The sequence below is a fragment of the Nonomuraea sp. NPDC050547 genome, from assembly GCF_044457345.1.
In the GTDB taxonomy this organism is placed as follows: domain Bacteria; phylum Actinomycetota; class Actinomycetes; order Streptosporangiales; family Streptosporangiaceae; genus Nonomuraea.
The window spans coordinates 18,975-45,816 of the sequence record NZ_JBITGW010000007.1; the positions used below are offsets into that span (position 1 = coordinate 18,975).

The following is a 26,842-nucleotide window of genomic DNA, read 5'->3' on the forward strand; positions in this document are numbered from 1 at the left end:
TAGCAGGGGTCAGGGAGGCGTCTGGGCGGCGTAGGCGGTGGGCAGGAAGCAGGAGATCGTGCCCTGGCCCGGGTCGGTGACGCCGACGGCGACCGGCACGTCCGTGCGGGAGGTGTCGAACGTCATCATGAGCGCGTCGTGGTCGTGGAAGTTGGGGTCGTACAGGGCGAAGGTGACCCCGGTGCCGCTCACGTGGTAGCCCCAGACGAGCACCTGGTGGTTCCTGCCCAGGTCCGCGGGGTTGAGGCTCTTGGTCTTCACCAGGCAGATCGGCCGCGGGAAGCCCTGGTCGATCCAGTCCTTCACCTTCGGCCAGGAGTCCCTGACCATGATGGCCGAGCGGCCCGACATGAGCCCGATCGGCTCGAAGATGCCCTGGTCGGTGTCGGGGTAGGCCGGGTTCATCAGCTTGAGCAGGCTGAGCGGCAGGTCGGGCAGGTCGAAGGAGTCGAACAGCCGCGAGACGAAGTAGTCGAACAGCGGCACTCCTTCACCGGCGGGCGCGACGGTCTGCGCGGGCGCGAGCCGGTTGGACAGGAAGTAGTCCATGGCCGCGTAGACCATGCCGCCGCACAGCCCGTTGGTGGCGTCGCCGATCGGCAGGCTCACCACGCCGAGGTCGAGGTGCTTGAGCGTGGTGCCCTCCGGCCAGGAGTTGTTGAAGTGGAAGCCGTGCAGGCTGGGCCGGAACGCGGTGGTGTGCCACTGCGAGTTCTCCAGCACCCAGGACACCCGGGCGTTCTCGCCGTCGCCGCCGCTGCGCAGCAGCGCCTTGCCCGCGACGCACGCCTCGTTGAACGTGTTGGCCCCGACGAACGGGTTGCTCCAGTGCATCTCGATGATCGGCCCGCCGTCGCCCACGCGGTACTGCACGCGGCCCTCGGTGCCGGTGGCGATGCCGTCCGACTCGCTCTCCCAGCTCACGGTCTCGCCGGGCACGACGGTCTGCGGGGGCTCGATGCCGTTGGTCCAGACGCCGTGCATCAGCGCCTCGAAGTTCTTGCCGAGGATCTCTCCTGTGGTGTTGGTGAAGGTCACCGCCACACTTCTGGCCGCCATGGCCACCACCTCGCTTTTCCGCGGTCGCTTCCTTCGCACCCAGCGTGCGGCCGGTCACGGATGGTGTCGTGAGTACGCCCCTACTCAGGTTGGCGAACCGGACACACGGGCATGTACCTCCCATGCGTGCCATCGCCATCTCCGGCTTCGGGCAAGAACCCGAGCTCATGGAACTGCCGAAACCGACGCCGGGCCCCAACGGCGTCCTCGTGCGGCTCCACGCCGCCGGTCTCAACCCGGTCGACTGGAAGATCGCCGAAGGGGAGTTCAAGACCCCCGGCCAGGCCTTCCCGAAGGTGCTGGGCATCGACGGCGCCGGGGTCGTGGAGGCGGTCGGCCCCGCGGTGTCGGCGTTCCGTCCGGGGGACCAGGTCTACGGCCAGTTCAAGGGCAGCTACGCCGAGTACGCCCTGGCGAGCCCGGTCATCGCGCGCATGCCCGCCGGCATGATCTTCACCCAGGCCGCCGCGGTGCCCATCGCGACCACGACCGCCTACAACATGGTCGAGACGGCCAAGATCGACCAGGGCCGGGTGGTCCTGGTCTCCGGGGCCACGGGCGGCGTCGGCCAGCAGGCGGTGCAGTTCGCCGCCAACGCCGGCGCCAAGGTCGTCGCCACGGCCACCGCCGACATGGCCGAGCACATGCGCGGGATCGGCGCCGCCGAACTCGTCGACCACACCCTGCGCCCGGTCGCCGAGCAGGTGCTGCAGCTTCACCCCGGCGGCATCGACGTGGTGCTCGACACGGTGAGCACCGACCCGGCCGCGCTGGAACAACTCGCCCAGACGGTACGGCCCGGCGGCACGGTGGTCACCACGGTCTTCTCCGCGGACCCCGCCGCCCTGGCGGCCAGGGAGATCACCGGAGTCAACCTCGACAACAAGGCCTCCGCCGAACTCCTGGACCTGCTGGCCGACCTGATCGACGCGGGCCGGATCAAGGTCCACATCGACGACCTGGTGCCCCTGTCCGCCGCCGCGACGGCGCTGGCCAAGAACAAGGCCGGCCGTTCACGCGGCAAGACCGTGATCGAGATTCAGCCCCGATAAGCGGTCGTGCCGACCTGGAGCCCGAGACGCGAGAAGGCCGTGTCGCGCCGTCCGGTCCCTTCCCGGACGGCTGGCACACGGCTCCTTCGCACCCGCCTCAACGGGCGGGCTCGGACTCCTGGTCATGCGGTACGCCAGAGCCCTCATCATGCGACGTGTCCGCAGACAACTCCCTGCGCAACGCGTCGATGTCCATGTGTTGGCTGGTGTACTTCAGCTCGCGAGCGACCTTGGTCTGCTTCGCCTTCTGTCTTCCTCGGCCCATGGCAACTCCCTATTCCCCGGGTGTCATCCTAACCAACGACATTGCGACTTGAACAATTATGCAACTGCACTGGATTAGCCTGGACGCATGCCCGTCCCGCTCTACCAGGCCAAGGCCGACTTCTTCCGGACGCTCGGGCACCCCGCTCGCATAAGGGTGCTGGAACTTCTCCAGGAGGGGCCGCTTCCGGTCCGGGATCTCCTGGCCCAGATCGACATCGAGGCATCGAGCCTGTCACAGCAGCTCGCCGTACTCCGCAGGGCAGGGGTCGTGAGCGCCGAGAGGGAAGGCAGCACCGTCGTCTACTCCCTGGCCACGCCCGAACTGGCCGACCTGCTCGACGCGGTCCGCCGCATCCTCACCGAGATGCTGGTGGACCAGGGCGAACTGCTGGCCGAGCTGAGGGCGGAAGCGCACGGCTGAGCCGAACGTTCCACTTGAGATATGTCACTATAGGAACATGAGTCTTCGCCATGGTGTGCTGGGCCTGCTCTCCGAGGGGCCCGCGAGCGGATATGACCTGCTCAAGCTCTTCGACGCGTCCTTGGGCAACGTCTGGCCGGCCACGCAGAGCCAGCTCTACACCGAGCTCGGCAGGCTCGCCGAGGCCGGTCTGGTCAGCGTGTCGGCGGAGGGTCCGCGCGGCCGCAAGGAGTACTCCGTCACCGAAGAGGGCCTGGCCGAGCTGCGCCGGTGGATCACCGACGTGGAGCCGGTCGGGACCATCCGCAGCGACATGCTCCTGCGCGTCTTCTTCCTGGCCCAGGTCGACCCCGAGCAGGCGCGCGGCTACATCCGCCGTCAGGCCGAGATCGGCCGCAAGAACCTTGAGCACCTGGAGAGCATCCGCGAGTTCGTCGAGGGCGGCACCGACAACCTCTCCGTGTACGGCCGGATCGCCCTGGAGTGGGGCCTGCGCTTCACCAGGACGCAGGAGGAGTGGGCCGAATGGGCCGAGAAACAGATCCGTTAGGCTCGCCGTCATGGTCTCCGAGCTGTTCGATCCCCAGGCGTGGAAGGAAGTCGAAGGCTTCGACTTCACCGACATCACTTACCACCGCGCCGTCGACCAGGGCACGGTGCGGATCGCGTTCAACCGCCCCGAGGTGCGCAACGCCTTCCGCCCGCAGACCGTCGACGAGCTCTACCGCGCCTTCGACCACGCCCGCCAGAGCGTCGACGTGGGCTGCGTCCTGCTCACCGGCAACGGCCCCTCGCCCAAGGACGGCGGCTGGGCCTTCTGCTCCGGCGGCGACCAGCGCATCCGCGGCAAGGACGGCTACCAGTACGCCGACGGGACCCCGGCCACCGGCCGCCTGCACATCCTTGAGGTGCAGCGCCTCATCCGCTTCATGCCGAAGATCGTCATCTGCGTCGTCCCCGGCTGGGCCGCGGGCGGCGGGCACAGCCTGCACGTCGTGGCCGACCTGACGCTGGCCTCGCGCGAGCACGCCCGCTTCAAGCAGACCGACGCCGACGTGGCCAGCTTCGACGGCGGATTCGGCTCCGCCTACCTCGCCCGCCAGGTCGGGCAGAAGTTCGCCAGGGAGATCTTCTTCCTCGGCGACACCTACACCGCCGAGGACGCCCACCGCATGGGCATGGTCAACGCCGCCGTCCCCCACGCCGAGCTGGAGAGCACGGCCCTGGAGTGGGCGCGGAAAATCAATGGCAAGTCGCCCACCGCGCAGCGCATGCTGAAGTACTCCTTCAACCTCATCGACGACGGCCTGGTCGGACAGCAGGTCTTCGCGGGTGAGGCGACCCGGCTGGCGTACATGACGGACGAGGCGGCGGAGGGTCGCGATTCGTTCCTGGAGAAGCGCGAGCCCGACTGGTCGCCCTTCCCCTGGCATTTCTAGGACGTTTGTGACGAAGATCGAAATACCCGCCAAGCTCATCAGCAACCACGACGAGATCGGCGAGGGCGAGGAGGGCGGACCCACCTGGATCGCCGGACTGCCCGCCCTGGCCGGGCGCTACCTCGACGAGTGGGGGCTACGGCTCGACGGAGACCCGATGCACGGGTACGTCTCGCTGGTACTCCCCGTGACCGGGCCCGACGGCGTACCGGCCGCGCTCAAGCTGCAGCCGGTCAACGACGAGAACGCCAGCGAGGCCATGGGCCTGAAGGTCTGGAACGGCGACGCCATGGTCCGCCTCCTGGATGAGGATCCCTCCACCGGCACGCTGCTGCTCGAACGGCTGGAGGGCCATCGCACCCTGGCGACGGTCGCCGACGACACCAAGGCCCTGACGATCCTGGCCGACCTGCTGGCCCGCCTCGTGGCCTACCCGGCGCCCGAGGGCATGCGCCGCCTGGCCGACATCGCCCAGGACATGATCGACGAGACCCCCGACGCGGTGGCCGCCCTGGCCAAGGAGAGCGACCGTGCGTGGCTGAAGACGTGCGCCTCGGTCGTCGCCGAACTGGTCACCGAGCCGGGTGATCGGCTGCTGCACTGGGACATGCACTACGAGAACGTCCTGGCCGCCGGGCGCGAGCCGTGGCTGGCCATCGACCCCAAGCCGCTGGCCGGCGACCCGGGCTTCGACCTGTGGCCCGCCCTGGACAACCGCTGGGAGGACGTCGTGGCCACCGGCGACGTGCACCGCGCCGTACGCCGGCGGTTCGACCTGCTGGTCGACCGGCTCGCGCTCGACCCCAAGCGAGCCGCCGGCTGGACGTACGGCCGGCTCCTGCAGAACGCCCTGTGGGACGTCCAGGACGGCGAGACCGAGCTGGACGAGGACCAGCTGGCGATCGCCGAGGCACTGCGCCCGCGCCTGTGACCTCACCTCCAGGAAGCCGGGTAGCTGTGGCCGGGTAGCAGCTTCCCGAGCACCACCCCACCGGCGATCACGACGGCGCTGGCGAGGATGACCGGGTTGAGCAGGTAGAGCGGCTCGGGAGCGGTGAGGCCGACCAGCGCCGCGGTCGCGCCGGCGGGCGGATGCGGCGCCTTGAGCAGCATCATCGGCGCCGTCGACAGGGCGGCGGCCACGGCCGCCGTCCACACCGAAGGCCCCGCGACCGACGTGATGAGCAGCGCCAGCGCCGTCGCGCTGACGTGCCCGAGCACGATGCTGCGCGGCTGCGCGAACGGCGCGGCCGGGGCCAGCGCCACGATCCCCGCCGTGGCCGCGAACGGCAGGGCGAACAACGCCAGGCCGGTGGCGCTGGTGATCCCGGCCAGCAGCAGGAGCCCGGCCAGGGCCGCGGTCGTCGCGCTGACCACGTTCTTCAACGGCGGCATCAGTCCGACAGCCCGCGCAGGAAGTCGCGAATCAGGGCGGCGCTCTGGCTCAGCCGCGTCGTGAGCGGGAAATGCCCGGCGTCCAGCAGGTGGATGCGGGCCTCCTTCACGTCGCGGGCGTAGGCGCGGGCGCCGTCCGGGCCGAAGATCTCATCGCCCCTGCCCCAGACCGCCAGCAGCGGCGGCTGGTGGGTGCGCAGGTACTCCTGCCAGGACGGGTAGCGGCCGGGGTTGACGCCGTAGTCGAGGAAGAGCGCGAGCTGGATCTCCTGGTTGCCGGGCCGGTCGAGCAGCGCCTGGTCGAAGGCCTCATGGTCGGGGTTGACCAGGGAGGTGTCGGGGACGCCGTGGGTGTACTGCCAGTGGGTGGCCTCACGGGTCAGCAGGGCGCGCAGGGCGTCGCCGTTGTCCTTGGAGGGGTCGGCCCAGTAGGCGCGGATCTGGTCCCAGAACGGGGTCAGGCCCTCGTCGTAGGCGTTGCCGTTCTGGGTGACGATGCCGGTGATGCGCTCGGGGTGGCGCAGCGCGAGGCGGAAGCCGACCGGGGCGCCGTAGTCGTGCACGTAGATGGCGTACCGGTCGACGCCGATGGAGTCCAGGAGCTGGTCCACGACGTCGGCCAGGTGGTCGAAGGTGTAGTCCCAGGCGTCGGCGGCCGGGGCCGAGCTGTGGCCGAAGCCCGGGTAGTCGGGGGCGATCAGATGGAACTCCCCAGCCAGCTCGCCGATCAGCTCCTGGTAGGCGATCGACGAGGTCGGGAAGCCGTGCAGCAGGACGAGCGTGGGCGCCGACGGGTCTCCGGCCTCGCGGTAGAAGACGTTCAGTCCCTCGACGACTGCGGTGCGGTAGCGCATGGTCACTCCTTAACCATCAAAACGCGGTTTGATGGTTAAGTGATAGCATGGCAATGATTAACCGGTCAAACTGATTTGAGAGGTTAGGATGAAGATCCGGCCGCTGCGCGGGGAGCCCGTCGGTCTTGACCTGGTCGACACCACCTGGATGTGGCAGGGGGAGCTGGTCGACCAGTTCGACACGGCAGAGGGGGTCGAGGCGTGGCTCGCCGACCACGGGCTGCCGGGCGGATCGGGCGCGCGGGAGCGGCTGGTCGAGGCGCGGGCCGCCATGCGCGACGCGCTCGAGGGGCGGGGGCACGAGCGGCTCAACGCGGTGCTGGCCCACGGGAGCCTGCGGCCCCAGGTCGGGGCGGGCGGGCCGTACGAGATGGTGGTCGTGGACGAGCCCGGGTGGCACGCGGCGTGGGTGGCGGCCGCCGACCTCGTGCGCGTCATGGGCGGGCGGGTCAAGCACTGCGCGAACCCGCGGTGCGTGCTGTGGTTCCTGGATGTGAGCAAGAACGGCAGCCGCCGCTGGTGCTCCATGGACGTGTGCGGCAACCGGGCCAAGGTCGGGCGCTTCAACGACCGCAAGCGCCCGACCGGCACCTCCTAAGGGATCACGATGGCGATCTTGCCGCGGCCGTGGCCGGTCTCCATCTCGCGGTGCGCGTCGGCGGCCTCGGACAGGTGGTAGGTGCTGCGGATGTGGTACTTGAACTCGCCCGCGGCCACCAGAGCGGCATAGCGGCCCAGGCGCTCGGCCAGCCGTTCGCCCACCGTCGTGCGGATGCCGAGCCCGGCGGCCTTGTCGTGCTCGAACAGGGTGAGGATGCGGTCGCGATCCGCCACCAGTTCCAGCGAGACCTCCAGCGCCTCGCCGCCGGCGCCGTCCAGGGCCGCGGTGACGCCGCCCGGGGCCAGCGCGCGCACCCGGTCGGCGAGGCCGGGGCCGTACTCGACCGGGATCGCGCCGAGGTCGCGCAGGTAGTCGTGGTTGACCGCGCGGGCGGTGCCGATGACCGTGGCGCCGCGCCGGCGGGCGATCTGCGTGGCGGCGCCGCCCACGGATCCGGCCGCGCCGTGGATCAGCAGCGTGTCCCCCGATCCGATCGCCAGGTTGTCGATGGCGATCTCGGCCGTCTGCACGCCCGCGGTCATCGCCCCCGCCACCTCCCAGGCGAGCCCGGCCGGCTTCGGCGTGACCGCGGCGGAGGGCACCGCCGCGTACTCGGCGTAGGCGTTGAGCTGCGTGAAGCCCAGCACTTCCGCGCCGATCGCGAAGCCGGTCACGCCCTCGCCCACCTGGTCGATCACTCCGGCGAACTCGTTGCCGGGAATCCGCGGCAGGTCGCCGGCGATGCCCGGCGGGGTCCATCCGGCGCGTACCGCGGTGTCGTACGGCTGCACGCCCGCGGCCTTCACCCGCACCCGGACCTGTCCCGGGCCCGCCTGCGGCGCGGGCAGTTCCATGACCTTCAACACCTCTGGGCCGCCGAACTCGGCGAACGCCGCCGCCTTCATCACTTCGCTCATGCCGACGAGCCTGCATCCTCAACTTTGCTTGAGGTCAACCCCGTGACTTAAACTTCCCGCCAAAGGAAGGGCAAGCGACCATGCAGAAGATCGTCCACGTCAGACCCCTCGACGACGCCATCGGTCACGAGGAGTCGCACGACTGCCCGTGCGGCCCGACCGGTCAGGGCGTGCACAACTCCGCCACCAAGAAGATGGTCGGCGTGATCTTCCACCACCACGGGCTCCAGCCGTGCCACGAATGGGAAGCATCCGACCTCGCGTAGCCATCTGTGTACTATCGGTGAGGAGCTCATAGAAATCGGGGGACGGCATGAGCAACCTCATCGTCATCGACTATCCGGACGTCGCGACCGCGGAGACCGTGCGTACGCGGCTGTTCGAGCTGCAGAAGCAGAACCTCATCACGCTTGAGGACGCGGCCATCGTCGAGCGCAAGGACGACGGCAAGATCAAACTTCACCAGACCACCAGCACCACCGGCGTGGGCGCGGCCGGCGGCGCGCTGTGGGGCGGCCTCATCGGGCTGCTGTTCTTCATGCCACTGCTGGGCATGGCACTCGGCGCGGCCGCGGGCGCGGCGGGCGGCGCCCTCACCGACGTGGGCGTCAACGACGACTTCATGAAGGAACTCGGCGAGAAGATGCCCCCGGGCACCGCCGCCCTCTTCCTCCTGGTCCGTCAGAGCACGCCGGACAAGGTCATCGAGCAGATCGCGCAGTACGGCGGCGAGATCATCAAGACCTCGCTCAGCACCGAGGACGAGAAGCACCTCAAGGAGGCCGTCGCGGCCGCGCGCGCCTGACCTTCCGCCCAAGGAGCGACCGGGTTTCCGGTCGCTCTTTCGCATATACGGCGCGGCAAACCTGCCCATAACGGGAACTTTCCGCTTTACTTCGTCTTTACCTGTATAGAGTCCGACGGGGGATGTACCAGGGGGAAGATGTCTGAGTTCTTACAAGCCGTGCTGGGTTTTCCGACAGTCCTTTTCAGCTTTCTGCTCGTGATCGTCGTCGCCTACTGGGTGACCGCGCTCACCGGGCTTCTGGACCTGGACGACGTCGACGCCTCCTGGCTCGGACTGGCAGGTGCGCCCGCCGGAGTGACGCTGTCGATCGTGATCACGCTGGGCTGGCTGCTCAGCCTGATCGGCGGCCAGCTCGTCTCCGCGCCGCACCTGCTGATCGCCGTGCTCATCGTGGCCCTGGCCGGCGGCTGGTTCGGCGCCCGCCTGCTGGTCGTGCCACTTCGCCGCCTGTATCCCGACGAGCGCGGCCCCTCGCGCCACGACTTCGTCGGCCGGCACTGCGTGATCCGCACCGGACAGGTCACCTCCGACTTCGGCCAGGCCGAGGTCACCGCCGCCGACGGGTCCTCCGCCGTCGTCCAGGTCAGGACGACCGGCGACGACCGCCTCTCCCGCGGCGACAACGCCCTCATCTTCGACTATTCCTCCTCCGGGGAATTCTTCCTGGTCATGCCCTATGAAAGGGACCACTGATGGGTGTCATCTCCCTTGGCCTGGCGATCACGCTGGCCGCCGCCCTGCTCATCGTCATCGCGATCCTCGTGGTCATCAGCCGTCTCTTCCACAAGGTGGAGCAGGGCAAGGCGCTGATCATCTCGAAGGTCAACCGGGTCGACGTGACGTTCACGGGCGCCGTCGTGCTGCCCGTCGTGCACAAGTCCGAGACCATGGACATCTCGGTGAAGACGATGGAGATCGTCAGGTCCGGCCGTGAAGGACTGATCTGCCGCGACAACATCAGGGCCGACATCCGCATCACGTTCTTCGTCCGGGTCAACAAGACCGCCGAGGACGTCATCAAGGTGGCCCAGGCCATCGGCACCGCGCGGGCCAGCGGCGAGGAGACGTTGCAGGAGCTGTTCAACGCCAAGTTCTCCGAGGCGCTCAAGACCGCCGGCAAGCACCTGGACTTCGTCGACCTCTACACCAAGCGCGACGAGTTCCGCGACGAGATCCTCCGGCTCATCGGCACCGACCTCAACGGCTACAGCCTTGAGGACGCCGCGATCGACTACCTCGAGCAGACGCCCCTCCACAACCTGGACAAGTCCAACATCCTCGACGCGCAGGGCATCCGCAAGATCACCGAGCTCACGGCCATCGAGCACGTGCGGACCAACGAGTTCCAGCGCAACGAGGAGAAGGAGATCACCCGCCAGAACGTGGACGCCCGCGAGGCGATCCTGGAGCTGGAACGCCGCCAGGCCGACGCCGAGACCAAGCAGAAGCGCGAGATCGAGACCATGAGGGCGCGCGAGGAGGCCGAGACCGCCCGCGTGCAGGCCGAGGAGCGGCTCAAGGCCCAGGCCGCCAACATCAAGACGGACGAGCAGCTCGGCGTCCAGCACGAGAACCGCGCCCGCGAGGTCGCCGTCGCCGAGAAGAACAAGGAACGCGTGATCGCGATCGAGACCGAGCGGATCGAGAAGGACCGCATGCTGGAGGTCATCGCCCGCGAACGCGAGACCGAGCTGTCGCGCATCTCCAAGGACAAGGAGGTCGAGACCGAGAAGCGCTCGATCGCCGAGGTCGTGCGCGAGCGCATCGCGGTCGACAAGACCGTCGCCGAGCAGGAGGAGAACATCAAGCGGCTGCGCGCGGTCGAGGAGGCCGAGCGGCTGCGCCAGACCACGATCATCGCCGCCGAGGCGGAAGCCCAGGAGAACCTGGTCAAGGACATCAAGGCGGCCGAGGCCGCCGAGGCGGCCTCCAAGTTCCGCGCCCGAGAGGAGCTCGTGCTCGCCGAGGCCAGGCAGCAGGCCGCCGACCTCGACGCCCGCGCCAAGATCCGGCTCGCGGAAGGCGTCCAGGCCGAGAGCGCCGCGGCGGGGCTGGCCGACGTGCAGGTGAAGGAGCGCGACGCGGCGGCGATCGAGAAGGTCGGCCGCGCCGAGGCGATGGTGCTGAGCGAGCGGCTGCGCGCCGAGGCCGAAGGCGCCAAGGCGATGGCGCTGGTCGAGGGCGAGCGGCTCAAGGCCCGCGCAGAGGGCGAGCAGGCCCTCGCGCTCGCCGCCGCCGCGGCCGTCGGCGAGAAGCTCAAGGCCGAGGCCGAGGGTCTGACCGAGAAGGCCGCCGCGCTGGCCGCGCTGGACGAGGCCTCGCGTACGCACGAGGAGTACCGCCTGCGGCTGGAGGCCGACAAGGAGATCCACCTCAAGCGCATCGACGTGCAGGCGAAGGTCGCCGAATCGCAGGCGAGCGTGCTGGCGGCGGGGCTGTCCAAGGCCGACATCGACATCGTGGGCGGCGACACGATGTTCTTCGACAAGGTCGTGGGCTCGATCACCGCGGGCAAGGCGGTCGACGGGTTCGTGGAGCACTCGGCCGTGGCCAGGACGCTGGCGGCGCCGTACCTCAACGGGTCGGCGAGCCTGCCCGCGGACCTCGCGGCGATCGTCGGCGGGATCGGCACCGAGGACCTCAAGAACGTCACCGTGTCCGCGCTGCTCATGCAGATGATCCAGAGCGGTGGGCCGGAGGCGAAGCTGACCGAGCTTCTGGAGACCGCGCGCAGACTCGGCGTCGCCGACTCCTCGGTCGCCGCGCTGAGGGCCTGAGCGCATGGCGGATCTTGAGGCGGGCACCTATGAGGTGCTCAGGAACCGCCTTCAGTCGCAGGCCAAGCTGCTGGCGCAGGCCGCGGAGGCGGTCAACGACGAGCGGCTGAAGGTCTTCGGCGGCGCCGAGCTCACGCTGCTCGGCACGGAACGGATCAGGACCGGGAACAACTGCGTGCCCAGGGACATCGTCTCCGTCGGGGAGGTGATGGTGTTCGGGTACAACGTTTTCATCGGACTCAAGCCGGAAACGGCTGTGGACGACGTGTTCTCCGTCCACAGGTTCACGCGCGACGGCGAAGCGTTCCGGTTCGATCCGGCACAGTGGGAGGCGCTCACCGACCCCGCCTTCCAGAAGGACTTCGCCGAGTTGTACCGCTACTACAAGGAGACCCGCCTGCAGACCCTGCGGCGGGTCGAGGGCAAGCTGCTGGCGGTCTTCCAGACCGGGCCGAGCGACAGCAAGGTCCTGCGCTGGGACCTGTCCGGCAAATACCTCGACAACCGGGGCGAGCGCGACCACGTGTTCCCGGCGTCCCATGACTTCGAGTGGACCGTCACCAACCGCGACGACCACGTCCTGGGCCGCCATCCGCACATCTCCATCGAGGGCGAGGTCTTCGTCGAGACCGTCGGCGGCGACCTGACCATCAAGGTCGAGGACAACACCGAGAGCGGCCACGGGATCTACTCCGAGCCGGTCACCGAGCCGCTGCAGTCGCTGGCCGACGCGGACGTCTCCTACGCGCGGGTCGGGCCGCTCATCCTGCTGCGCATCCGGCCGTACAAGGAGCCGGAGTGGCGGCACCTGGTGTTCAACACCCGGACCAAGACGGTGGTCAGGCTCGACGGCATCGGCCAGGCCTGCCAGCGGCTGCCGGAGGACCAGGGGCTGATCTTCCCCGGCGGCTACTACCTGGCGACCGGGGTCAGCAAGACGTTCGACCTCGACGTCAGCGAGCTGGAGTTCGAGCGCGTGGTCCGCTCGCCCAACGGGGAGGACGTGCTCTACGTCTTCCACGCCCGGGGCGACGGGAGGTCGTTGCTGCTGCCGTACAACGTGATCAGGAAGGAGGTGGCCAACCCCATCCCGTGCCACGGGTTCAGCCTGTTCGACGACGGCACGATGGTGGTCTTCCGCGCCACCTCCGACGAACCGACCCGGGTCCATCCCATGCAGGTGTGGCAGACGCCGTACGTCTCCGACACCTACGCCGCCGCCCAGCCCACCGGCTCGGGGCCACTGGAGCGCATCGGCAACGCCGAGCTGGTCCGCGGCATCTCCGACTGCCTGTCCGTGGCGCGCATGGTCGAGGAGATGTCGCCGTCAGCGGCGACCTTCGAGGCGCTGATCGCCGCCTGCGAGCGGGCCTTCGACCACTACCACTGGCTCGGTGAGCACGGGCTGCGCGCCCCGCTCACCGACGTACGCGCGACCGCCGGCCAGGTGCTCGACGAGTACGAGAACGTCGAGCAGCTGACCGCGCAGGCCGCGCGGACACTGGCCGCCACCGAGGAGGAGACCGTCACCCTCGTCCGGCAGGCCCGCGGCGACCTGCCGGCGAGCGCCGACGCCTGGGTCAGCCTGCTGGCCACGCTGCGCCGCGCGCAGGGGCGGCTGGTGACGCTGCGCGAGGTCCGCTACCTCGACCTCACCCGGCTCGACTCGCTGGCCGGCGAGCTGGCGGCCGAGCTGAAGGAGACCGGCACGCGCGCGGTCGCGTTCCTGCAGGGTCCCGACGCCTTCACCGGCTACCACGGCGCGGTCGAGCGGCTCGCCGCCGACGCGGGCGCGATCGCCACCGTGGCCGACGCCGTGCCGGTGTCGGAGCTGCTGGCCGACCAGGCCGAGGGGCTTGAGGTGGTCACCGAAGTGGTCGGTTCGCTCGACATCGCCGACGCCACCGTGCGCACCTCCATCCTGGAGCGCATCGCCGAGGTGCTCGGCGGCGTCAACCGCGCCCGCGCGGTGCTGGAGGGCCGGCGCAGGGAGCTGCTGTCCAGCGAGGGGCGGGCCGCCTTCGCCGCCGAGTTCGCGCTGCTCGGGCAGGCGATCACCGGCGCGCTGGCCATGGCCGACACCCCGGAGCGCTGCGACGAGCAGCTCGGCAAGCTCATGCTGCAGCTGGAGGGGCTCGAATCCCGCTTCGGGGAGTTCGACGACTTCGCCGCCCAGCTCAGCACCAAGCGGGAGGACGTCTACGAGGCGTTCTCCGCGCGCAAGCAGAGCCAGCTCGACGAGCGTGCCCGCCGCGCCGACCGGGTCTTCGCCTCGGCCGAGCGCATCCTGGGCAGCGTCGCCAGGCGGGTGGCCGGGCTGGCCTCGCTCGACGAGGTCAACACCTACTTCGCCACCGACCCGATGGTCGCCAAGCTCCAGTCGGTCTCCGCCGAGCTGCGTACCCTGGGCGACCCGGTGCGCGCGGAAGAGCTCGACGGCCGGGTCAAGGCCGCCCAGCAGGAGGCCGGACGCTCGCTGCGCGACCGGCTCGACCTGTTCGACGCGGGCGGCGAGACGCTGCGGCTGGGGCGCCACCGCTTCGCGGTCAACACCCAGCCCGTCGACCTCACGCTGGTCCCCCACGACGGCACGATGCAGTTCGCCATCACCGGCACCGACTACCGGGCGGCGGTCCCGTCCGACTTCGCCGACACCCGCCCGTTCTGGGACCAGTTGCTCGTCTCGGAGACGCCCGAGGTCTACCGCGCCGAGCACCTGGCCGCCGCACTTCTCGACACCGCCGACCTCCCCTCGGCGGATCTCGTACGGCGGGCCGCCGAGGAACGCTACGACGAGGGCTACGAACGCGGCGTCCACGACCACGACGCCACCCTGATCCTCGACGCCCTGGTCCGCCTGCGCGACGGCGCCGGGCTGCTGCGCTACTCCCCCGCGGCCAGAGCGGCGGCGCAGCTCTTCTGGGCCTTCCACACGGACGAGGTTTCACGTAAAACATTCACCACCAGAGCGTCTTCCCTGGTCAGAGCGCGTGAGGCGTTCGGCGCTCACGAGGCCGTGGCCGCCCTGGCCGAGGAACTGTCGTCCCTGATCACCGCCGCCCCCGGCGTGGCCCGGCTGGCCGGGGAGTATCTCGTGGAGGAGCTGGCCACCACTCCGGCCGGCTTCGTCACCAGCAAGGCGGCCCGTTCGGTGATGGACAACTTCCGCGCCCGGCTGGGCCCGGCGGCGCAGCGCTCGTTCGAGGACGATCTCAGGTCCTTGGAGCCGCCCGCGCGCATCCAGCTCGCCGAGGCCTGGCTGGGCGCCTTCGACCAGTCACCCGAGCTGCCCGAGGCCATAGCCCTGCAGCTCTGCGGCGACCTGCCCCGCTACGACTCCAGCGCGAGCGTCAGCGCCGTGGTCGAGGGCCTGCTCGGCGCCCATCCGCGCATCACCGAGCGCACGCTGCCGCTCCGGCTCGACGAGATCCTCACCAGGACCAGGACGTTCGCCGCCGAACGTGTCCCCGCCTTCCGGGCGTACCAGAAGCGCCGCGTCGAGCTGGTCGCGGCCGAGCGCGATCGCCTGCGGCTGGACGAGTACAAGCCCAAGGTCATGAGCGCCTTCGTGCGCAACCGCCTGCTCGACGAGGTCTACCTGCCGCTCATCGGCGACAACCTGGCCAAGCAGCTCGGCGCGGCGGGAGCGGGCAAACGCACCGACCAGATGGGCCTCCTGCTGCTCATCTCACCGCCCGGCTACGGCAAGACCACCCTCATGGAGTACGTGGCCAGCCGCCTGGGCCTCGTCTTCGTCAAGGTCAACGGCCCGGCGCTGGGCCACGCCGTCACCTCGCTCGACCCGGAGGAGGCCCCCGACGCCACCTCCAGGCAGGAGGTCGAGAAGATCTCCTTCGCGCTGGAGACCGGCAACAACACGCTCCTCTACCTCGACGACATCCAGCACACCTCGCCCGAACTGCTGCAGAAGTTCATCTCGCTGTGCGACGCCCAGCGCCGCATCGAAGGCGTCTGGAACGGCCGCACCCGCACCTACGACCTGCGCGGCAAGCGCTTCGCCGTGTGCATGGCCGGAAACCCGTACACCGAGTCCGGCAAGCGCTTCCGCATCCCCGACATGCTCGCCAACCGGGCCGACGTGTGGAACCTCGGCGACGTGCTCTCCGGCCGCGACGAGCTGTTCGCGCTCAGCTACGTGGACAACGCCCTCACCTCCAACCCGGTCCTGGCCCCGCTCTCCACCCGCGACCGCTCCGACGTCGAACTGCTCGTACGGCTGGCGCGCGGCGACCAGGCGGTCCGCTCCGACCAGCTCAAGCACCCCTACTCCAAGGTCGAGCTGGACCAGATCCTGTCCGTGCTGGCCAAGCTGGTGCGGGTGCAGGAGGTGGTGCTGGCCAACAACCAGGCGTACATCGCCTCGGCGGCACAGTCGGACGACGCGCGCACCGAGCCGCCGTACAAGCTGCAGGGCTCCTACCGGAACATGAACAAGCTGGCCGAGCGGATCGTGCCCGCCATGAACGACGCCGAACTGGAGGCGGTGATCGACGACCACTACGTCGGCGAGGCCCAGACGCTCACCTCCGACGCCGAGGCCAACCTCCTCAAGCTCGCCGAGCTCAGGGGCCGCCTGACACCGGAACAGCAGGAGCGCTGGACCGCCATCAAGGCCGCGTACCTGCGTACGAGGGCGTTGGGCGGGGCCGAGGACGACCCGGTGACCCGGACAGTGGGCGCCATCGGCCTCCTGACGGACCGCGTCACCGACATCACCACCGCAATCCGCCAATCCACCCCCGAACCCTGACGATAAGCACCACGCCGCCTACGCCCCGCCGCCCACCCACCCGGGCAACGGGGCAACGGGGCAACGGGGCAACGGGGCAACGGGGCAACGGGGCAACGGGGCCAACGCGCGCGCATGACCACGCGACTCCCCTTGTCCGACGCGTGAGCAGGTCATCCGTCAGCCCGCCTGGCTCGCCCCGGCCGCCCACCATGCCCCGCGCCCACCATGCCCCGCGCTTGCCTTCCCCGTCGGGCGTGGGCCGCGGTGCCGCAGGTTGGAGACCAGTTCGCGAGCAGGTCGCGCGGACTGGCTGTCGGTGCCGTGTCTATCCACAGGGTGTGGATGGGCGCGGGTCAGGTGGTGGGGTGGCCGTCTTTGAGTTCCAGGCGTGAGCCCTGGAAGGCGGCCCGCATGCGGCGGTCGTGGGTGACGATCACCAAGGCGCCCTCGTAGACGGACAGGGCCTCCTCCAGTTGTTCGACGAGGTGAGGGGAGAGGTGGTTGGTGGGCTCGTCCAGGAGGAGCAGGTCGACGGGTCGGCTGACCAGGCGGGCGACGTCGATGCGGCGGCGCTGGCCGTACGACAGCTGACCCACCCGCAACCGCAGGTCCGCGGGACGGAACAGCCCCAGGGACAGCAGCGCGTCGGCGTGCTCGTCCATGCTGCCCGGCCGTCCCTCGGCGAACGCGCCCAGTACGGTCCGATCCATCCGCCCCGGCCGGTCCTCCTGCCGCAGGTATCCCACGCGGGGCGGGCGCTTGACCGTTCCGGCGTCGGGCACCAGCTCGCCGGCCAGGACCTGCATGAGCGTGCTCTTGCCCGCCCCGTTGGGCCCGGTGACCAGCAGCCGCTCGCCGGGCAGGATCCGCAGGAAGTCCAGCCTGAGCCGCTCCCCCACCCGAACCCCACCAAGCTCCACCATCCCAGCCCCCTCCACCCCACCGACCTGGCCCGATCCGGACGGCCGGTCCGCCCCAAGCGCTCGCTTCGTCCCGAACGCCCCGTCCCAGCCCAGGCCAGACACGGACAACCGGTCCGACCCGGCTACCGAGTCGGGACCAGACGCTTGTCTCGGCCCAGACGCCCCATCCCGGTCCGACCCGGACACATACGGCCGGTCCGACCCGGACAGCCGGCCCGGTTGGGTAGCGGGGGCGGCGGGCGGGGAGAGCGGAGTCGGGGTGAAGCGGAGGGGGGCCGGTGGGGGTGGGACGGGGTGGGTGCGGAGCCAGTCCAGGCGTTGGTTGGACTGGCGGATGCGGCTCATCGCGCCATGTGCCCGGGAGCGGGCGCGCCAGGCGCCGGTGCCCATGCCGGCCTTGGCGACCTTGCGGGGGATGGCGCCGAGGCGGGAGGCGTTGGCGTCGACGAGGGTGGCGTGGCGGGCCAGCTCGTTCTTCCACTCCTCGTGCTCCAGCGCCCATGCCGCCCGCTCGGCCGCCTTCGCGGTGAGGTAGCCGGTGTAGCCGTTGCCGTAGCGGCGTACCTGGGACTGGTCGACCTCCAGGATCGTGGAGGTGATCCGGTCCAGGAACACCCGGTCGTGGGTGATGACCACGACGGTGCCGCGGTGGGCGCGTAGGTGCTCTTCGAGCCAGGTGACGGCCTGGTCGTCCAGGTCGTTGGTGGGTTCGTCGAGCAGGAGCAGTTCGGGGGCCGCGGCGAGGGTGGCGGCCAGGGCGAGACGGGAGCGTTCGCCGCCGGACAGGGTGTCCAGCGGGCGTTCCCGATCGAGCCCCGGAAGCCCCAGTCCGTGCAGGGCCACCTCCACCCGCGCGTCGGCCTCGTACCCGCCCCGCGCCTCAAAGGCCGCCACCAGCTCCCCATAGGCAGCCAGCTCCACCTCCAGCTCGGCCACAGTCACCCCTCCGGTCCCGGCGCCCTGATCACCGGCTACGGCCCCGCCACCGGTGGTCCCGACGCCCGTGAACACGGAGCCCGTGGCCGACGGGACCGTGGGCGGGGTGGTGAAAGTGGGGGTGGGGTCGGCTTTGGCGAGGCGGGTTTCTGCTGTGCGGATGCGGGCCTCCAGGGTGCGTAGGTCGTGGAGGGCGCGGTCGATGGCGTCGCTCACCGTGGATCCGGCGGGCAGGTCGAGTGCCTGGGGCAGGTACCCGATGCCGCCCGGCGCCACGACGGTGAGTTCGCCGTTGTCGGGCCTCTCGGCCCCCGCGATCAACCGCAGCAACGTGGACTTGCCGGAGCCGTTGTCCCCGATGACGCCGACCTTCTCGCCGGGCTTCACGGTGAAGGTCACCCGGTCAAGGACGACGCGGTCTTCGTAACGCTTGGTGATGTCTGAGAGCGATAGTTGGGTAGCACGCATAAAGCAGCCACCTCCGATTCTCGGCACAAATGCCGCATCGAAAACGAACGGATCGATGGCGGGACGGATCGCGGAGCAGCGCTCTACGCGTCCGGTGCGAGAATCACAGGGAACCCATGCGGTTTAGGTTGGGGCGGATGTTGCTATATGTCAAGACCTAATCGTGGGATCGCCGGGGCTGGCGTTCGGTGAGGATGGTGGTCGCGGCGCGCTGGACCGCCGCCGCCTTGGTCACGTAGTCGAGGATCAGCTCCAACTGCTCGTCCGTGTACGCGTCGTACAGATCGGCCAGTCCCCGCATCAACGGCTCGAACACCTCGATCGCCTCGGCACTCGCCCCTGACAACTGCTCCGGGTTGATCTCGACGATGATCCGGCGCCGGTCCTTGAGGTCGCGGATGCGGCGTACCATCCACTTCGCCTCCAGCCGATCCACCAGCCCGCTCACGGAGGCCGGAGCCAGTCCGGTGTGCTGCGACAGTTCGCCCGCGGTCAGCGGCCCAAGGCGTTGGAGCAGGTCAAGGGCCTTCCATTCGGTCACACCGAGCCCGAGCAGCCCGCTCATGACGGTGTGGTACATGACCGCGGCGTTGCTGCTCTCCCGCCCCGCGTCGCCGAGCGCCTGGAGAAGATTCTTTCGGTGTTCCGAAATATCTCTGGACACACCCTCTCCTATCGTCATATATTTCGTTCGACCGAACGAAAGGTTATCACGATGAAGGCTCTCATCACAGGGTGCGGGATCGGCGGACCGGCGACCGCGATGGCGCTGCAGAAGGCAGGCATCGAGGCCGAGATCTTCGAGGCCTACGGCGCGACGGCGGAGGGCGTCGGCTCGTTCCTGAACGTCGCCTCCAACGGCCTGTCCGCCCTGCGCGTCCTCGACACGCACCGCGAGGTCATGGCCGCCGGAATCCCGACCCCGCGCATGGTCATGACCAGCGGCTCCGGCAAACGCCTCGGCGAGGTCGCCAACGGCCTGGCCCTCGACGACGGCACGGTCAGCCACACGATCCTGCGCTCCGACCTCTACCGCATCGTGCGCGACCAGGCCACCGCGCGCGGCATCAAGATCCGGTACGGCAAGCGCCTCGTCTCCCTGGACGACACCGGCGACCAGGTCGTCGCCCACTTCGACGACGGTACGCGGGCGACCGGCGACATCCTGATCTCGGCGGAAGGCGTGCACTCACGCACCCGCACCCTGATCGACCCGAACGCCCCCGCCCCCCGCTACTCCGGCCTGTACAGCTTCGGCGGTCTCACCACCTTCCCCGGCCTGACCGGCGAACCGGGCACGTACCACATGATCTTCGGCAAGAAGGCGTTCTTCGGCTACACGGTGGCCGCCTCGGGTGAGGTCTGGTGGTTCGCGAACCTGCCGCGCGAGGAGGGCGACGTGCCGGGCGACTGGCGGCCGCTGCTCGTCGAGGCCTTCCGCCACGACGGCAACCGCACCGCCGACCTCCTGCGCGACAGCCCGATCGGGGACGGCTTCCCGGTGTACGACCTGCCGCCCGTCCCCATCTGGCACAAGGGCAGGGTCGTGCTGACCGGCGACGCCGCGCACGCCACCTCGCCCAGCGCCGGCCAGGGCGCCTCGCAGGCCATCGAGGACGCGATCGTGCTGGCCCGCTGCCTGCGTGACGCCCCTGACCACAGTGCGGCCTTCGCCGCGTTCGAGGCCGAGCGCCGCGAGCGGGCCGAGCGGGTGGTGTCGTACTCGCGGACCATCAGCAACAGCAAGGCCGCCGGACCGGTGGGGCGGGTGTTCCGCGACCTGATGATGCCGTTGTTCCTGAAGAAGACGGCCAGCCAGGAGTCCCTGTCCTGGCTGTACCGCCACCACGTCTCCTTGTGACGGGTCAGCCCATGGTGGACAGGGCGGCGATGGCCTGGGTGACCGACTGGTCGCCGGCGGGCAGGAGCGGCAGCCGTACCTCCGCGGTGGGGATCAGCCCGCGCTCGTGCAGCACCCCCTTGATCACCGTGGGGTTGGGCTCGGCGAAGAGCGTCGCGGACAGGCGCGCCAGCCGATGTCCGAGCGAACGCCCGAGAACGGCGTCACCCGACTCCCAAGCCTCCACCAACGCGACGAACCGGTCCGTGGCCAGATGCGCGGAGGCCAGGATGCCGCCGGACGCCCCCAGCGCGAGCAGCGGCGAGATGAACGCGTCGTCCCCGCCCAGGACCTGGAACCCGGTCGGCAGATCGGCCAGAAGGTCGACGGCGTCCTGGTCGATGCCGCCCACCGCGTACTTGACCCCGGCGATCATCGGGTGCGCGCCCAGTTGCCGCAGCGTGGCGGCACAGACCGGCTGACCCGTCCGGTAGGGAATGTGGTAGATCACCAGCGGCACCGGCGACGCCTCGGCCAGCGCCTCGAAGTGCGCGATCACCCCGCGCTCCGACGGGCGCAGGAAGTACGGCACCGGCACCAGCGCCGCCGTCACCCCGGACGGCAAAGCGCGCAGGGCGGCGATCGTCGAGCGGGTGTCGTTGCCGGAAACGCCCACGATCAGCGGAACATCCCGCTCACCGGACACCCGCACGCAGTTCTCGATCACCGCGGCGCGCTCCTCGGCGCTCAACATCGCGACCTCGCCGGTCGTGCCGAGCGCCACGAGCCCGCTCGCGCCCTGGTCGAGCACGTGGTGCGCGAGCTTCTCGAACGCCTCCAGATCGACCTGATCGCCCGCGGTGAAGGGCGTGATCAGCGGTACGTAGATTCCTCTCAGCATGTTCCGAGCGTGCGGCACGATCATTGATTAGGTCCAGCGCCGATTCCTACGGTCGAGCTTAAGCTTGTCTTATGCTCGATCCTCGCAAGCTCCACCTCCTGCGCGAACTCGCCCAGCGCGGCACCATCGCCGCCGTCGCCGAAGCCGCCAACTTCACCCCGTCGGCCGTGTCACAGCAGCTCAGCGCCCTGGAAAGGGAGGCCGGGCTGCCCCTGCTCGAACGCACCGGCCGCACGGTCAGCCTGACCCCGGCGGCTCAGGTGCTGGTGACGCATGCGCATGCCGTACTCGAAGAGCTGGAGCGGGCGACGGCGGCGCTCGCCGCGCTCAGCGGCGGGCCGGGCGGGCCGTTGCGGATCGGCGCGTTCCCGTCGGCGGCCAGGGTGCTGCTGCCGCGCGCGCTCGCCGAGCTCGCGGCGGGCCACCCGGCGCTGGAGCCGATGGTGTCGGAGATCGACCCGGCGGACGTGTCGGCCGCGTTGCGGGCGGGCGAGCTGGACGTGGCGCTGGTGCACGAGTACGACTTCGTGCCGCCTGTCGTGGATCTGGGGATCTGCGCCGAGCCGTTGTTCGAGGAGCCGATGTACCTCACCGACCGGCCCTCGATCCGGGACGCCCGCGACGACCCGTGGATCATGAGCAAACCGGGCACGCTCTGCCACACGATGGCGATCCGGGCCTGCCAGGCGGCCGGGTTCGAGCCGCACGTGCGGCACCACGTGGACGACTTCGACACCGTCCTCGCCTTCGCCGCCGCGGGTCAGGGCGTCGCGCTGGTGCCCGGCCTGGCCACGCAGTCGCCGCCGCCGGGCGTGCGCCTGACCCCGCTGCCGCTGTCCCGCCGCACGCTCGTCGCCTTCCGCAAGGGGTACGGCCGGCACCCCGCCATCCTCGCCGCCGTGGCCGCCTTCAAGAGCGCCGTCACCCGCTGAGAACGGCGTCCATGACGGCGGAGGCACTCGGCTGCTCGAAGTCGTTGTACTCGCCGGCCGCGGTCGCCACGACCAGGTTCTCGCCCGGCACGACGAAGAGCCGCTGCCCCCCGTTCCCGAACCCGCCGAACCACCCGTCGCCCAGATACCACTGGTACCCGTACCCCGACCCGTCCTCCCGCGCGACGTGCCGCGTGAGCGACCGCGTGATCCACTCCCCGGGCACGATGCCCCGCCCGCCCTCCAGCACAAGCTGCCCGACAGCCGCCAGATCGCGCGGCGCCAGGCGCAGACCGGAGGCGGCCGAGACCGCGCCGTCCTCACCCGCCATCCACTCGAACGAGATCCCGAGCGGATCGAACAGCGTGTCGCGGGCGAAGGCGTCCAGGGTGGTGCCGGCGCCCTTGACGATCAGACGGCCGATCAGCGCGGAGGCGCCGCCGCAGTAGTCCCAGCGGGTGCCGGGCTCCTCGACGACCGGGCGTTCCAGGACGTAGCGATAGCGGTCCGGCGCCATCTCCATGGCGATCTCGCTGTTGGCCGGGCTGGTGTAGGGGACGCTCTCATCCCATTCGAGGCCCAGCGTCATGGTCAGCGCGTGGCCGATGGTGTGGTTCCGCTTGGATGCGGCCAGGTCGGGGTACTCGGAGAAGGCTGCCATCAGCGGCTCGTCCGGATCGGGCACCAAGCCCTTGCCCAGGGCGATGCCGTACACCAGAGCCGTGATGCTCTTCGTCACCGACCTGATGTCGTGCAGGGTGCCGCGGTCGAAGACCACGGTGCCGATCGAGTCGTTCCACTTGAAGTCTTCGCCCTGGCCATAGCGCTCAAGGACCGTCTCGCCGCCACGGATCACCACGAGCCCGTGCAGGCCGGGCGCGCGACCGTCGCGGATGACCTGGTCGACTCGTTCAGCAAGTTCCGTCATGCGGCATACGGTCCCATCTCACACGGTGTGAGGGTCAAGGCCGGTCATGATGGCAGACCGCCTCCAGCATGATCCCCGCCGGGTCCAGCCAGAACGTCGCGTAGTAGGGCGGCGGATATTCAGGGAAATTTCGTGGCTTCTGGAGGATCTGGCATTCCATTCCGATGGCCCAGTCATGCGCCGCCCGTACCGCCGACCGGCTCTTGACCATGAAGGCCAGGTGCTGCAACCCGGTCTGGTGCCTGCTGTAGGGGGTCTGCGTGAGCGCCGGATAGAAGAAGAGGTACGTGCCCGGTTTGCCCCCCGCCGGACGGAAAGCGAACTGATCGGCCATATCCAGGTGCTTCTCGAAGCCCAGCAAGGGCATCAACGCGTCGTAGTAGGTCCGCGCGCTTTCGAGGTCGGGAACGTTGACTCCGATATGACCGATCATCGGTAGATCATGGCCTATTTGGTGCGCAGCGCGTGGAGTGTTTCGTCGGCCCATTCGATCGTCGCGCGGGTCTGGGCCAGGCCGAGGCGCAGCGCGTACCTGCCGAACTTGGGGTTCTTCGCGACGGGCGGCAGGCATTTCAGTTCGTCCAGGCGTTTCTGCGCGCGGGCCTTGACTCGCTCGACCGCCGCGATGGCCTCGTCGGTGTCGAGAATCGGCAGGAGAAACGCCTGCAAAGCGGTCTCACTGCGGACGGTCGTGGTCGGCTCGCGATCGGCCAGCCACTCGTGCAACTGCCGCGCCCCCTCCTCCGCGATCGTGTAGATCTTGCGCCCTCTGGCGCCCTCGGCCTCGACCGCCAGGAGCCCGTCACCGGCCATCCTCACCAGCTCCGGATAGATCTGGGTGTGCCCGGCCTGCCAGACATGGTTGAGCGAACCCTCGAACAGTTTGGCCAGGTCGTAACCGCTCGCCGGGCCCTTGACGGCCAGCAGGCCGAGCAACGCGATCCGCAGGGACATGCTCCGGAGCATACCCAAGGCTTGACATGTAAAGCCTTACATATGAACCTTCACAGGTGCCGACTGACACAAAGCCTCAAAGCACCACCCTCCTCGTGGCCGCCGCGCTCGGCGGAATGTTCATCGCGATGCTGGACCAGACGATCGTGGGCACCGCTCTGCCCCGCATCACCGCGGAACTGGGCGGATCCGACCTCTACACGTGGGTCGTGACCGCCTACCTGCTCACCTCGACGGTGACGATGCCCCTGTACGGCAGGCTGTCCGACCAGCACGGCAGGAAACCGCTGTTGCTGATAGGCATGGTCATCTTCGTCCTGGGCTCGGCCCTGTGCGGCCTCGCGCAGGACATGACCCAGCTCATCGCGTTCCGCGCCATCCAGGGCCTGGGCGCGGGCGCGCTGGTCCCGTTGTCGCTCGCCTTGGCGCTCAGCCTGTTCCCGCCCACCCAGGGCGGCAGCCGGGTCCAGGGGGCCGTTGGCGGCGTCATGGCGCTGAGCTACCTGGCCGGGCCGTTCCTCGGCGGGCTGTTCACCGACCACGCGACCTGGCGCTGGGCCTTCTACGTCAACGTGCCGATCGGCCTGGTGCTGCTCGCCGTCGTCGCGCGCAACCTGCCCCACCAGCCCGGCACCGGCCGCGAACGCCCCGACTACCTGGGCATCTCGATCTTCAGCCTGGCGATCGGCGCGCTGCTGATCGGCCTGACCGAAAAGGGCCTCGACGGCAACACCTGGACCAGCCTCCCGGTGCTGGGGCCGATCGGGCTCGCGCTGGTCCTGCTCGCCGCCTTCGTCCTCGTGGAACGGCGGGCCGCCTCGCCGGTCATGCCCATGCACCTGTTCGCCGGCCGCAGCTACACGCTGGTCAACGTGACGTCGTTCTTCACCGCGTTCGTCATGTACACCGGCGTCGTCTTCCTGCCCCGCTACTTCCAGGAGGCGCTCGGCGAGGACGCGACCACCTCCGGCCTGCGCATCTACCCGCTGATGCTCGGCATGCTGGCGAGCAGCTGGATCATGGGCGTCCTCATGGCCAGAACCGCCGTCTACAAGCCCTGGCTCGTCGCCGCGCCCGCCCTGATGATCGCCGGCACCCTCCTCTGCCTGAACCTGACCGTCCACACCCCGAACTGGCTGCTCATCGTCTGGATGTCACTGATCGGGCTCGGCATGGGTCCCATGCTGTCCGGCCTGACGGTCGCCGCCCAAGCCTCCGTCGCGCCCCAGTACCTCGGCACCGCCTCCGCCAACCTGAACTTCTTCCGCCACATCGGCGGCTCCGTCGCCCTGGCCCTGGCCGGAACCACCTACACCTCCGTCCTGACCGAGCAGACCCCGCTCCACGGCCTGCCCGCCGCCCACGCCTCCGCCGCCGCCCTGATCATCCCCGTCCTGGGAGTGGCCGGCGCCCTGGTCGCCCTGGTGGCCCTGATCGCCCTCCCCAACACCCGCCTGACCTTCCCCTGAGACTGGTGGGTCTCCTGAGAAAAACCTCAGCGTCTCTCAGGTACGGCACAGCCACCGCGACGCAGTCTGGAGGTATGGATCAGTTGCTGCGAAACCCGGCGATCGTCAACGGCCTCCGCAAGGTGGAATCGCGCGTGGCGCGACTGAGCGGTTCTTCGGCGCTGCCGGGGATCAACGCCGGCGCCTCCCGTGTGATCAACTCCGGCGGCAAACGCCTGAGACCCGCGCTGACGCTCGCCACGGCGATGGCCTTGGGCAAGACCCCCGACAGAAGGGTCATCACCGCGGCGGCCTGCGTGGAACTGATCCACGCGGGCTCGCTGGTCCACGACGACCTGATGGACCGCGCGACGGAACGCCGGGGCGCGGCGACGCTCAACTCCGACCTGGGCGACGGCAAGGCCCTGGTCATCGGGGACTTCATGCTGGCCAGAGCGGGCCTGGCCGCGATCACCTCGGTCTCCCGCCCGGTCGCCGAGGTGCTGGCGGCCACGGTGGTGGAGCTGGCCGAAGGCCAGTACCTGGAGACGACGGACCTGTTCAACCCGCGCCGTACCGAGGCCAGCGCGCTGCGCTCGATCACCGGCAAGACCGCAGCGCTCTTCCGCGCCAGTTGCCTGGTGGCCGCCGTCTGCGCCCAGGCCTCCCCGGAGGACCGGGCGAGGATGGCCGCGTACGGCGAGCGGTTCGGCCTGATCTTCCAGATCCTCGACGACCTCCTCGACCTGACCGCCACCAGCGAGCAACTCGGCAAGCCCGCGGGCAACGACCTCAAGCAGGGCGTCTACAGCCTCCCGCTAATCCTCTCAAAAGCGAATTTCCTCACAAACGGTGATATATCACTACAAAGGGGAATTTCGGATGAGCAAGTAGCCGCGATCCTCGCCCAGCTTCGCCAGACCACGATGGTCGAGACGACCATCGAATACTGCCGCGGACTGGCCGCCGAAGCCCTCGCCGCACTCCCCGAGATCGGCGACCACGAGATCGCCGGAATCCTCCGCTCTCTTCCCACCGCATACATCAACACAATCATCAGAACCATCAACCGACCTGCACTGACATCCACAAGTTGAGATTTGTTGGAATGATTGGCAGGAATGCCAGTCAAATTCCGGAAACTGTGCTCATACTGGATTCACCGGGCC

General features: G+C 69.5%; 26 protein-coding genes. 15 read left to right on the plus strand and 11 right to left on the minus strand.

The features are described 5' to 3' along the window. Window positions 1–9: 9 nt before the first annotated feature. The gene (locus ACIBHY_RS18440; protein WP_397307289.1) at window positions 10–1,059 is read right to left on the minus strand and encodes a hypothetical protein; all 1,050 of its coding nucleotides are present in this window, start codon (window positions 1,057–1,059) and stop codon (window positions 10–12) included. Window positions 1,060–1,181: 122 nt separating this feature from the next. On the opposite strand from ACIBHY_RS18440, the gene ACIBHY_RS18445 reads away from it, so the two are divergent. Further along, window positions 1,182–2,111 (plus strand): NADP-dependent oxidoreductase, encoded by a 930-nt coding sequence (locus ACIBHY_RS18445; protein WP_397257356.1) that lies wholly within the window; start codon window positions 1,182–1,184, stop codon window positions 2,109–2,111. 97 nt (window positions 2,112–2,208) lie between these two features. Here ACIBHY_RS18445 and ACIBHY_RS18450 read toward each other — a convergent pair whose 3' ends face one another. Further along, window positions 2,209–2,376, minus strand: coding sequence for a DUF3073 domain-containing protein (locus ACIBHY_RS18450; protein WP_184959274.1), 168 nt, complete (start codon window positions 2,374–2,376; stop codon window positions 2,209–2,211). An 87-nt stretch (window positions 2,377–2,463) separates the two neighbouring features. Between ACIBHY_RS18450 and ACIBHY_RS18455 the strand changes: the two genes are divergently transcribed. From ACIBHY_RS18455 to ACIBHY_RS18470, 4 genes are read left to right on the plus strand one after another with little or no spacing between them, the layout of a single operon-like run. Then, on the plus strand, window positions 2,464–2,799 hold the full coding sequence (locus ACIBHY_RS18455) for an ArsR/SmtB family transcription factor (protein ID WP_397106067.1): 336 nt from the start codon (window positions 2,464–2,466) through the stop codon (window positions 2,797–2,799). 37 nt (window positions 2,800–2,836) lie between these two features. Then, on the plus strand, window positions 2,837–3,349 hold the full coding sequence (locus ACIBHY_RS18460) for a PadR family transcriptional regulator (protein WP_397307290.1): 513 nt from the start codon (window positions 2,837–2,839) through the stop codon (window positions 3,347–3,349). 10 nt (window positions 3,350–3,359) lie between these two features. Next, entirely contained in the window at window positions 3,360–4,238 is an 879-nt protein-coding gene (locus ACIBHY_RS18465; protein WP_184959270.1) for a 1,4-dihydroxy-2-naphthoyl-CoA synthase, read from the plus strand. A gap of 7 nt (window positions 4,239–4,245) precedes the next feature. Beyond that, window positions 4,246–5,169, plus strand: coding sequence for an aminoglycoside phosphotransferase family protein (locus ACIBHY_RS18470; RefSeq protein ID WP_397257362.1), 924 nt, complete (start codon window positions 4,246–4,248; stop codon window positions 5,167–5,169). A gap of 2 nt (window positions 5,170–5,171) precedes the next feature. On the opposite strand, the gene ACIBHY_RS18475 is transcribed toward ACIBHY_RS18470, so the two are convergent. Together ACIBHY_RS18475 and ACIBHY_RS18480 are read right to left on the minus strand one after the other, a co-directional pair. Next, window positions 5,172–5,633: an HPP family protein gene (locus ACIBHY_RS18475; protein ID WP_397257364.1), complete on the minus strand. Its 462-nt coding sequence runs from the start codon at window positions 5,631–5,633 to the stop codon at window positions 5,172–5,174. After that, window positions 5,633–6,487 (minus strand): alpha/beta fold hydrolase, encoded by an 855-nt coding sequence (locus tag ACIBHY_RS18480; RefSeq protein ID WP_397257366.1) that lies wholly within the window; start codon window positions 6,485–6,487, stop codon window positions 5,633–5,635. The genes ACIBHY_RS18475 and ACIBHY_RS18480 overlap by 1 nt, the downstream gene beginning before the upstream one ends. An 88-nt stretch (window positions 6,488–6,575) precedes the next feature. Here ACIBHY_RS18480 and ACIBHY_RS18485 point away from each other — a divergent pair, with 88 nt between their 5' ends. Further along, window positions 6,576–7,085 (plus strand): CGNR zinc finger domain-containing protein, encoded by a 510-nt coding sequence (locus ACIBHY_RS18485; RefSeq protein ID WP_397307291.1) that lies wholly within the window; start codon window positions 6,576–6,578, stop codon window positions 7,083–7,085. On the opposite strand, the gene ACIBHY_RS18490 is transcribed toward ACIBHY_RS18485, so the two are convergent. Beyond that, window positions 7,082–8,005, minus strand: a complete 924-nt coding sequence (locus tag ACIBHY_RS18490; protein ID WP_397307292.1) for an NADP-dependent oxidoreductase — start codon at window positions 8,003–8,005, stop codon at window positions 7,082–7,084. The two genes, ACIBHY_RS18485 and ACIBHY_RS18490, sit on opposite strands and share 4 nt — an antisense overlap. Window positions 8,006–8,085: 80 nt before the next feature. On the opposite strand from ACIBHY_RS18490, the gene ACIBHY_RS18495 reads away from it, so the two are divergent. The 5 genes from ACIBHY_RS18495 (at window position 8,086) to ACIBHY_RS18515 (ending at window position 16,361) form a co-directional block, all read left to right on the plus strand. Next, window positions 8,086–8,271, plus strand: a complete 186-nt coding sequence (locus ACIBHY_RS18495) for a hypothetical protein (protein ID WP_184959265.1) — start codon at window positions 8,086–8,088, stop codon at window positions 8,269–8,271. A gap of 47 nt (window positions 8,272–8,318) precedes the next feature. Beyond that, entirely contained in the window at window positions 8,319–8,810 is a 492-nt protein-coding gene (locus tag ACIBHY_RS18500) for a DUF1269 domain-containing protein (RefSeq protein ID WP_397106081.1), read from the plus strand. Window positions 8,811–9,008: 198 nt separating this feature from the next. After that, window positions 9,009–9,506: a hypothetical protein gene (locus ACIBHY_RS18505; protein ID WP_397257372.1), complete on the plus strand. Its 498-nt coding sequence runs from the start codon at window positions 9,009–9,011 to the stop codon at window positions 9,504–9,506. Beyond that, a complete protein-coding gene (locus ACIBHY_RS18510) occupies window positions 9,506–11,590 on the plus strand; it encodes an SPFH domain-containing protein (protein ID WP_397307293.1) in 2,085 nt (694 codons plus the stop codon). The genes ACIBHY_RS18505 and ACIBHY_RS18510 overlap by 1 nt, the downstream gene beginning before the upstream one ends. A gap of 4 nt (window positions 11,591–11,594) precedes the next feature. Continuing rightward, complete coding sequence (locus ACIBHY_RS18515) at window positions 11,595–16,361, plus strand: DNA repair ATPase (protein WP_397307294.1); 4,767 nt, start codon at window positions 11,595–11,597, stop codon at window positions 16,359–16,361. A 335-nt stretch (window positions 16,362–16,696) separates the two neighbouring features. Here the strand turns inward: ACIBHY_RS18515 and ACIBHY_RS18520 are convergent, their stop codons facing one another. Beyond that, window positions 16,697–18,670: an ABC-F family ATP-binding cassette domain-containing protein gene (locus ACIBHY_RS18520; protein WP_397307295.1), complete on the minus strand. Its 1,974-nt coding sequence runs from the start codon at window positions 18,668–18,670 to the stop codon at window positions 16,697–16,699. Between the two features lie 157 nt (window positions 18,671–18,827). Continuing rightward, window positions 18,828–19,334: a MarR family winged helix-turn-helix transcriptional regulator gene (locus ACIBHY_RS18525; protein ID WP_397257379.1), complete on the minus strand. Its 507-nt coding sequence runs from the start codon at window positions 19,332–19,334 to the stop codon at window positions 18,828–18,830. A gap of 51 nt (window positions 19,335–19,385) precedes the next feature. On the opposite strand from ACIBHY_RS18525, the gene ACIBHY_RS18530 reads away from it, so the two are divergent. Continuing rightward, window positions 19,386–20,531 (plus strand): FAD-dependent monooxygenase, encoded by a 1,146-nt coding sequence (locus ACIBHY_RS18530; RefSeq protein WP_397307296.1) that lies wholly within the window; start codon window positions 19,386–19,388, stop codon window positions 20,529–20,531. Window positions 20,532–20,535: 4 nt separating this feature from the next. Here ACIBHY_RS18530 and dapA read toward each other — a convergent pair whose 3' ends face one another. Beyond that, window positions 20,536–21,411 (minus strand): 4-hydroxy-tetrahydrodipicolinate synthase, encoded by an 876-nt coding sequence (gene dapA, locus ACIBHY_RS18535; RefSeq protein WP_397257383.1) that lies wholly within the window; start codon window positions 21,409–21,411, stop codon window positions 20,536–20,538. Window positions 21,412–21,482: 71 nt separating this feature from the next. Between dapA and ACIBHY_RS18540 the strand changes: the two genes are divergently transcribed. After that, the gene (locus ACIBHY_RS18540) at window positions 21,483–22,343 is read left to right on the plus strand and encodes a LysR family transcriptional regulator (RefSeq protein ID WP_397257385.1); all 861 of its coding nucleotides are present in this window, start codon (window positions 21,483–21,485) and stop codon (window positions 22,341–22,343) included. On the opposite strand, the gene ACIBHY_RS18545 is transcribed toward ACIBHY_RS18540, so the two are convergent. Genes ACIBHY_RS18545 through ACIBHY_RS18555 form a run of 3 tightly spaced genes read right to left on the minus strand, consistent with a single transcriptional unit; the run spans window position 22,333 to window position 24,225 of the window. Next, entirely contained in the window at window positions 22,333–23,271 is a 939-nt protein-coding gene (locus tag ACIBHY_RS18545; protein ID WP_397257387.1) for a serine hydrolase domain-containing protein, read from the minus strand. The genes ACIBHY_RS18540 and ACIBHY_RS18545 overlap by 11 nt on opposite strands. A gap of 34 nt (window positions 23,272–23,305) precedes the next feature. Beyond that, window positions 23,306–23,704 carry a VOC family protein gene (locus tag ACIBHY_RS18550; protein WP_397307297.1) on the minus strand — a complete coding sequence of 133 codons (399 nt, stop codon included), beginning with the start codon at window positions 23,702–23,704 and terminating at the stop codon, window positions 23,306–23,308. Window positions 23,705–23,718: 14 nt separating this feature from the next. After that, window positions 23,719–24,225 (minus strand): PadR family transcriptional regulator, encoded by a 507-nt coding sequence (locus tag ACIBHY_RS18555; RefSeq protein ID WP_397257391.1) that lies wholly within the window; start codon window positions 24,223–24,225, stop codon window positions 23,719–23,721. Between the two features lie 56 nt (window positions 24,226–24,281). On the opposite strand from ACIBHY_RS18555, the gene ACIBHY_RS18560 reads away from it, so the two are divergent. Further along, a complete protein-coding gene (locus ACIBHY_RS18560; protein ID WP_397307298.1) occupies window positions 24,282–25,694 on the plus strand; it encodes an MDR family MFS transporter in 1,413 nt (470 codons plus the stop codon). Between the two features lie 5 nt (window positions 25,695–25,699). Then, complete coding sequence (locus ACIBHY_RS18565) at window positions 25,700–26,770, plus strand: polyprenyl synthetase family protein (protein ID WP_397307299.1); 1,071 nt, start codon at window positions 25,700–25,702, stop codon at window positions 26,768–26,770. Window positions 26,771–26,842: the final 72 nt, after the last annotated feature.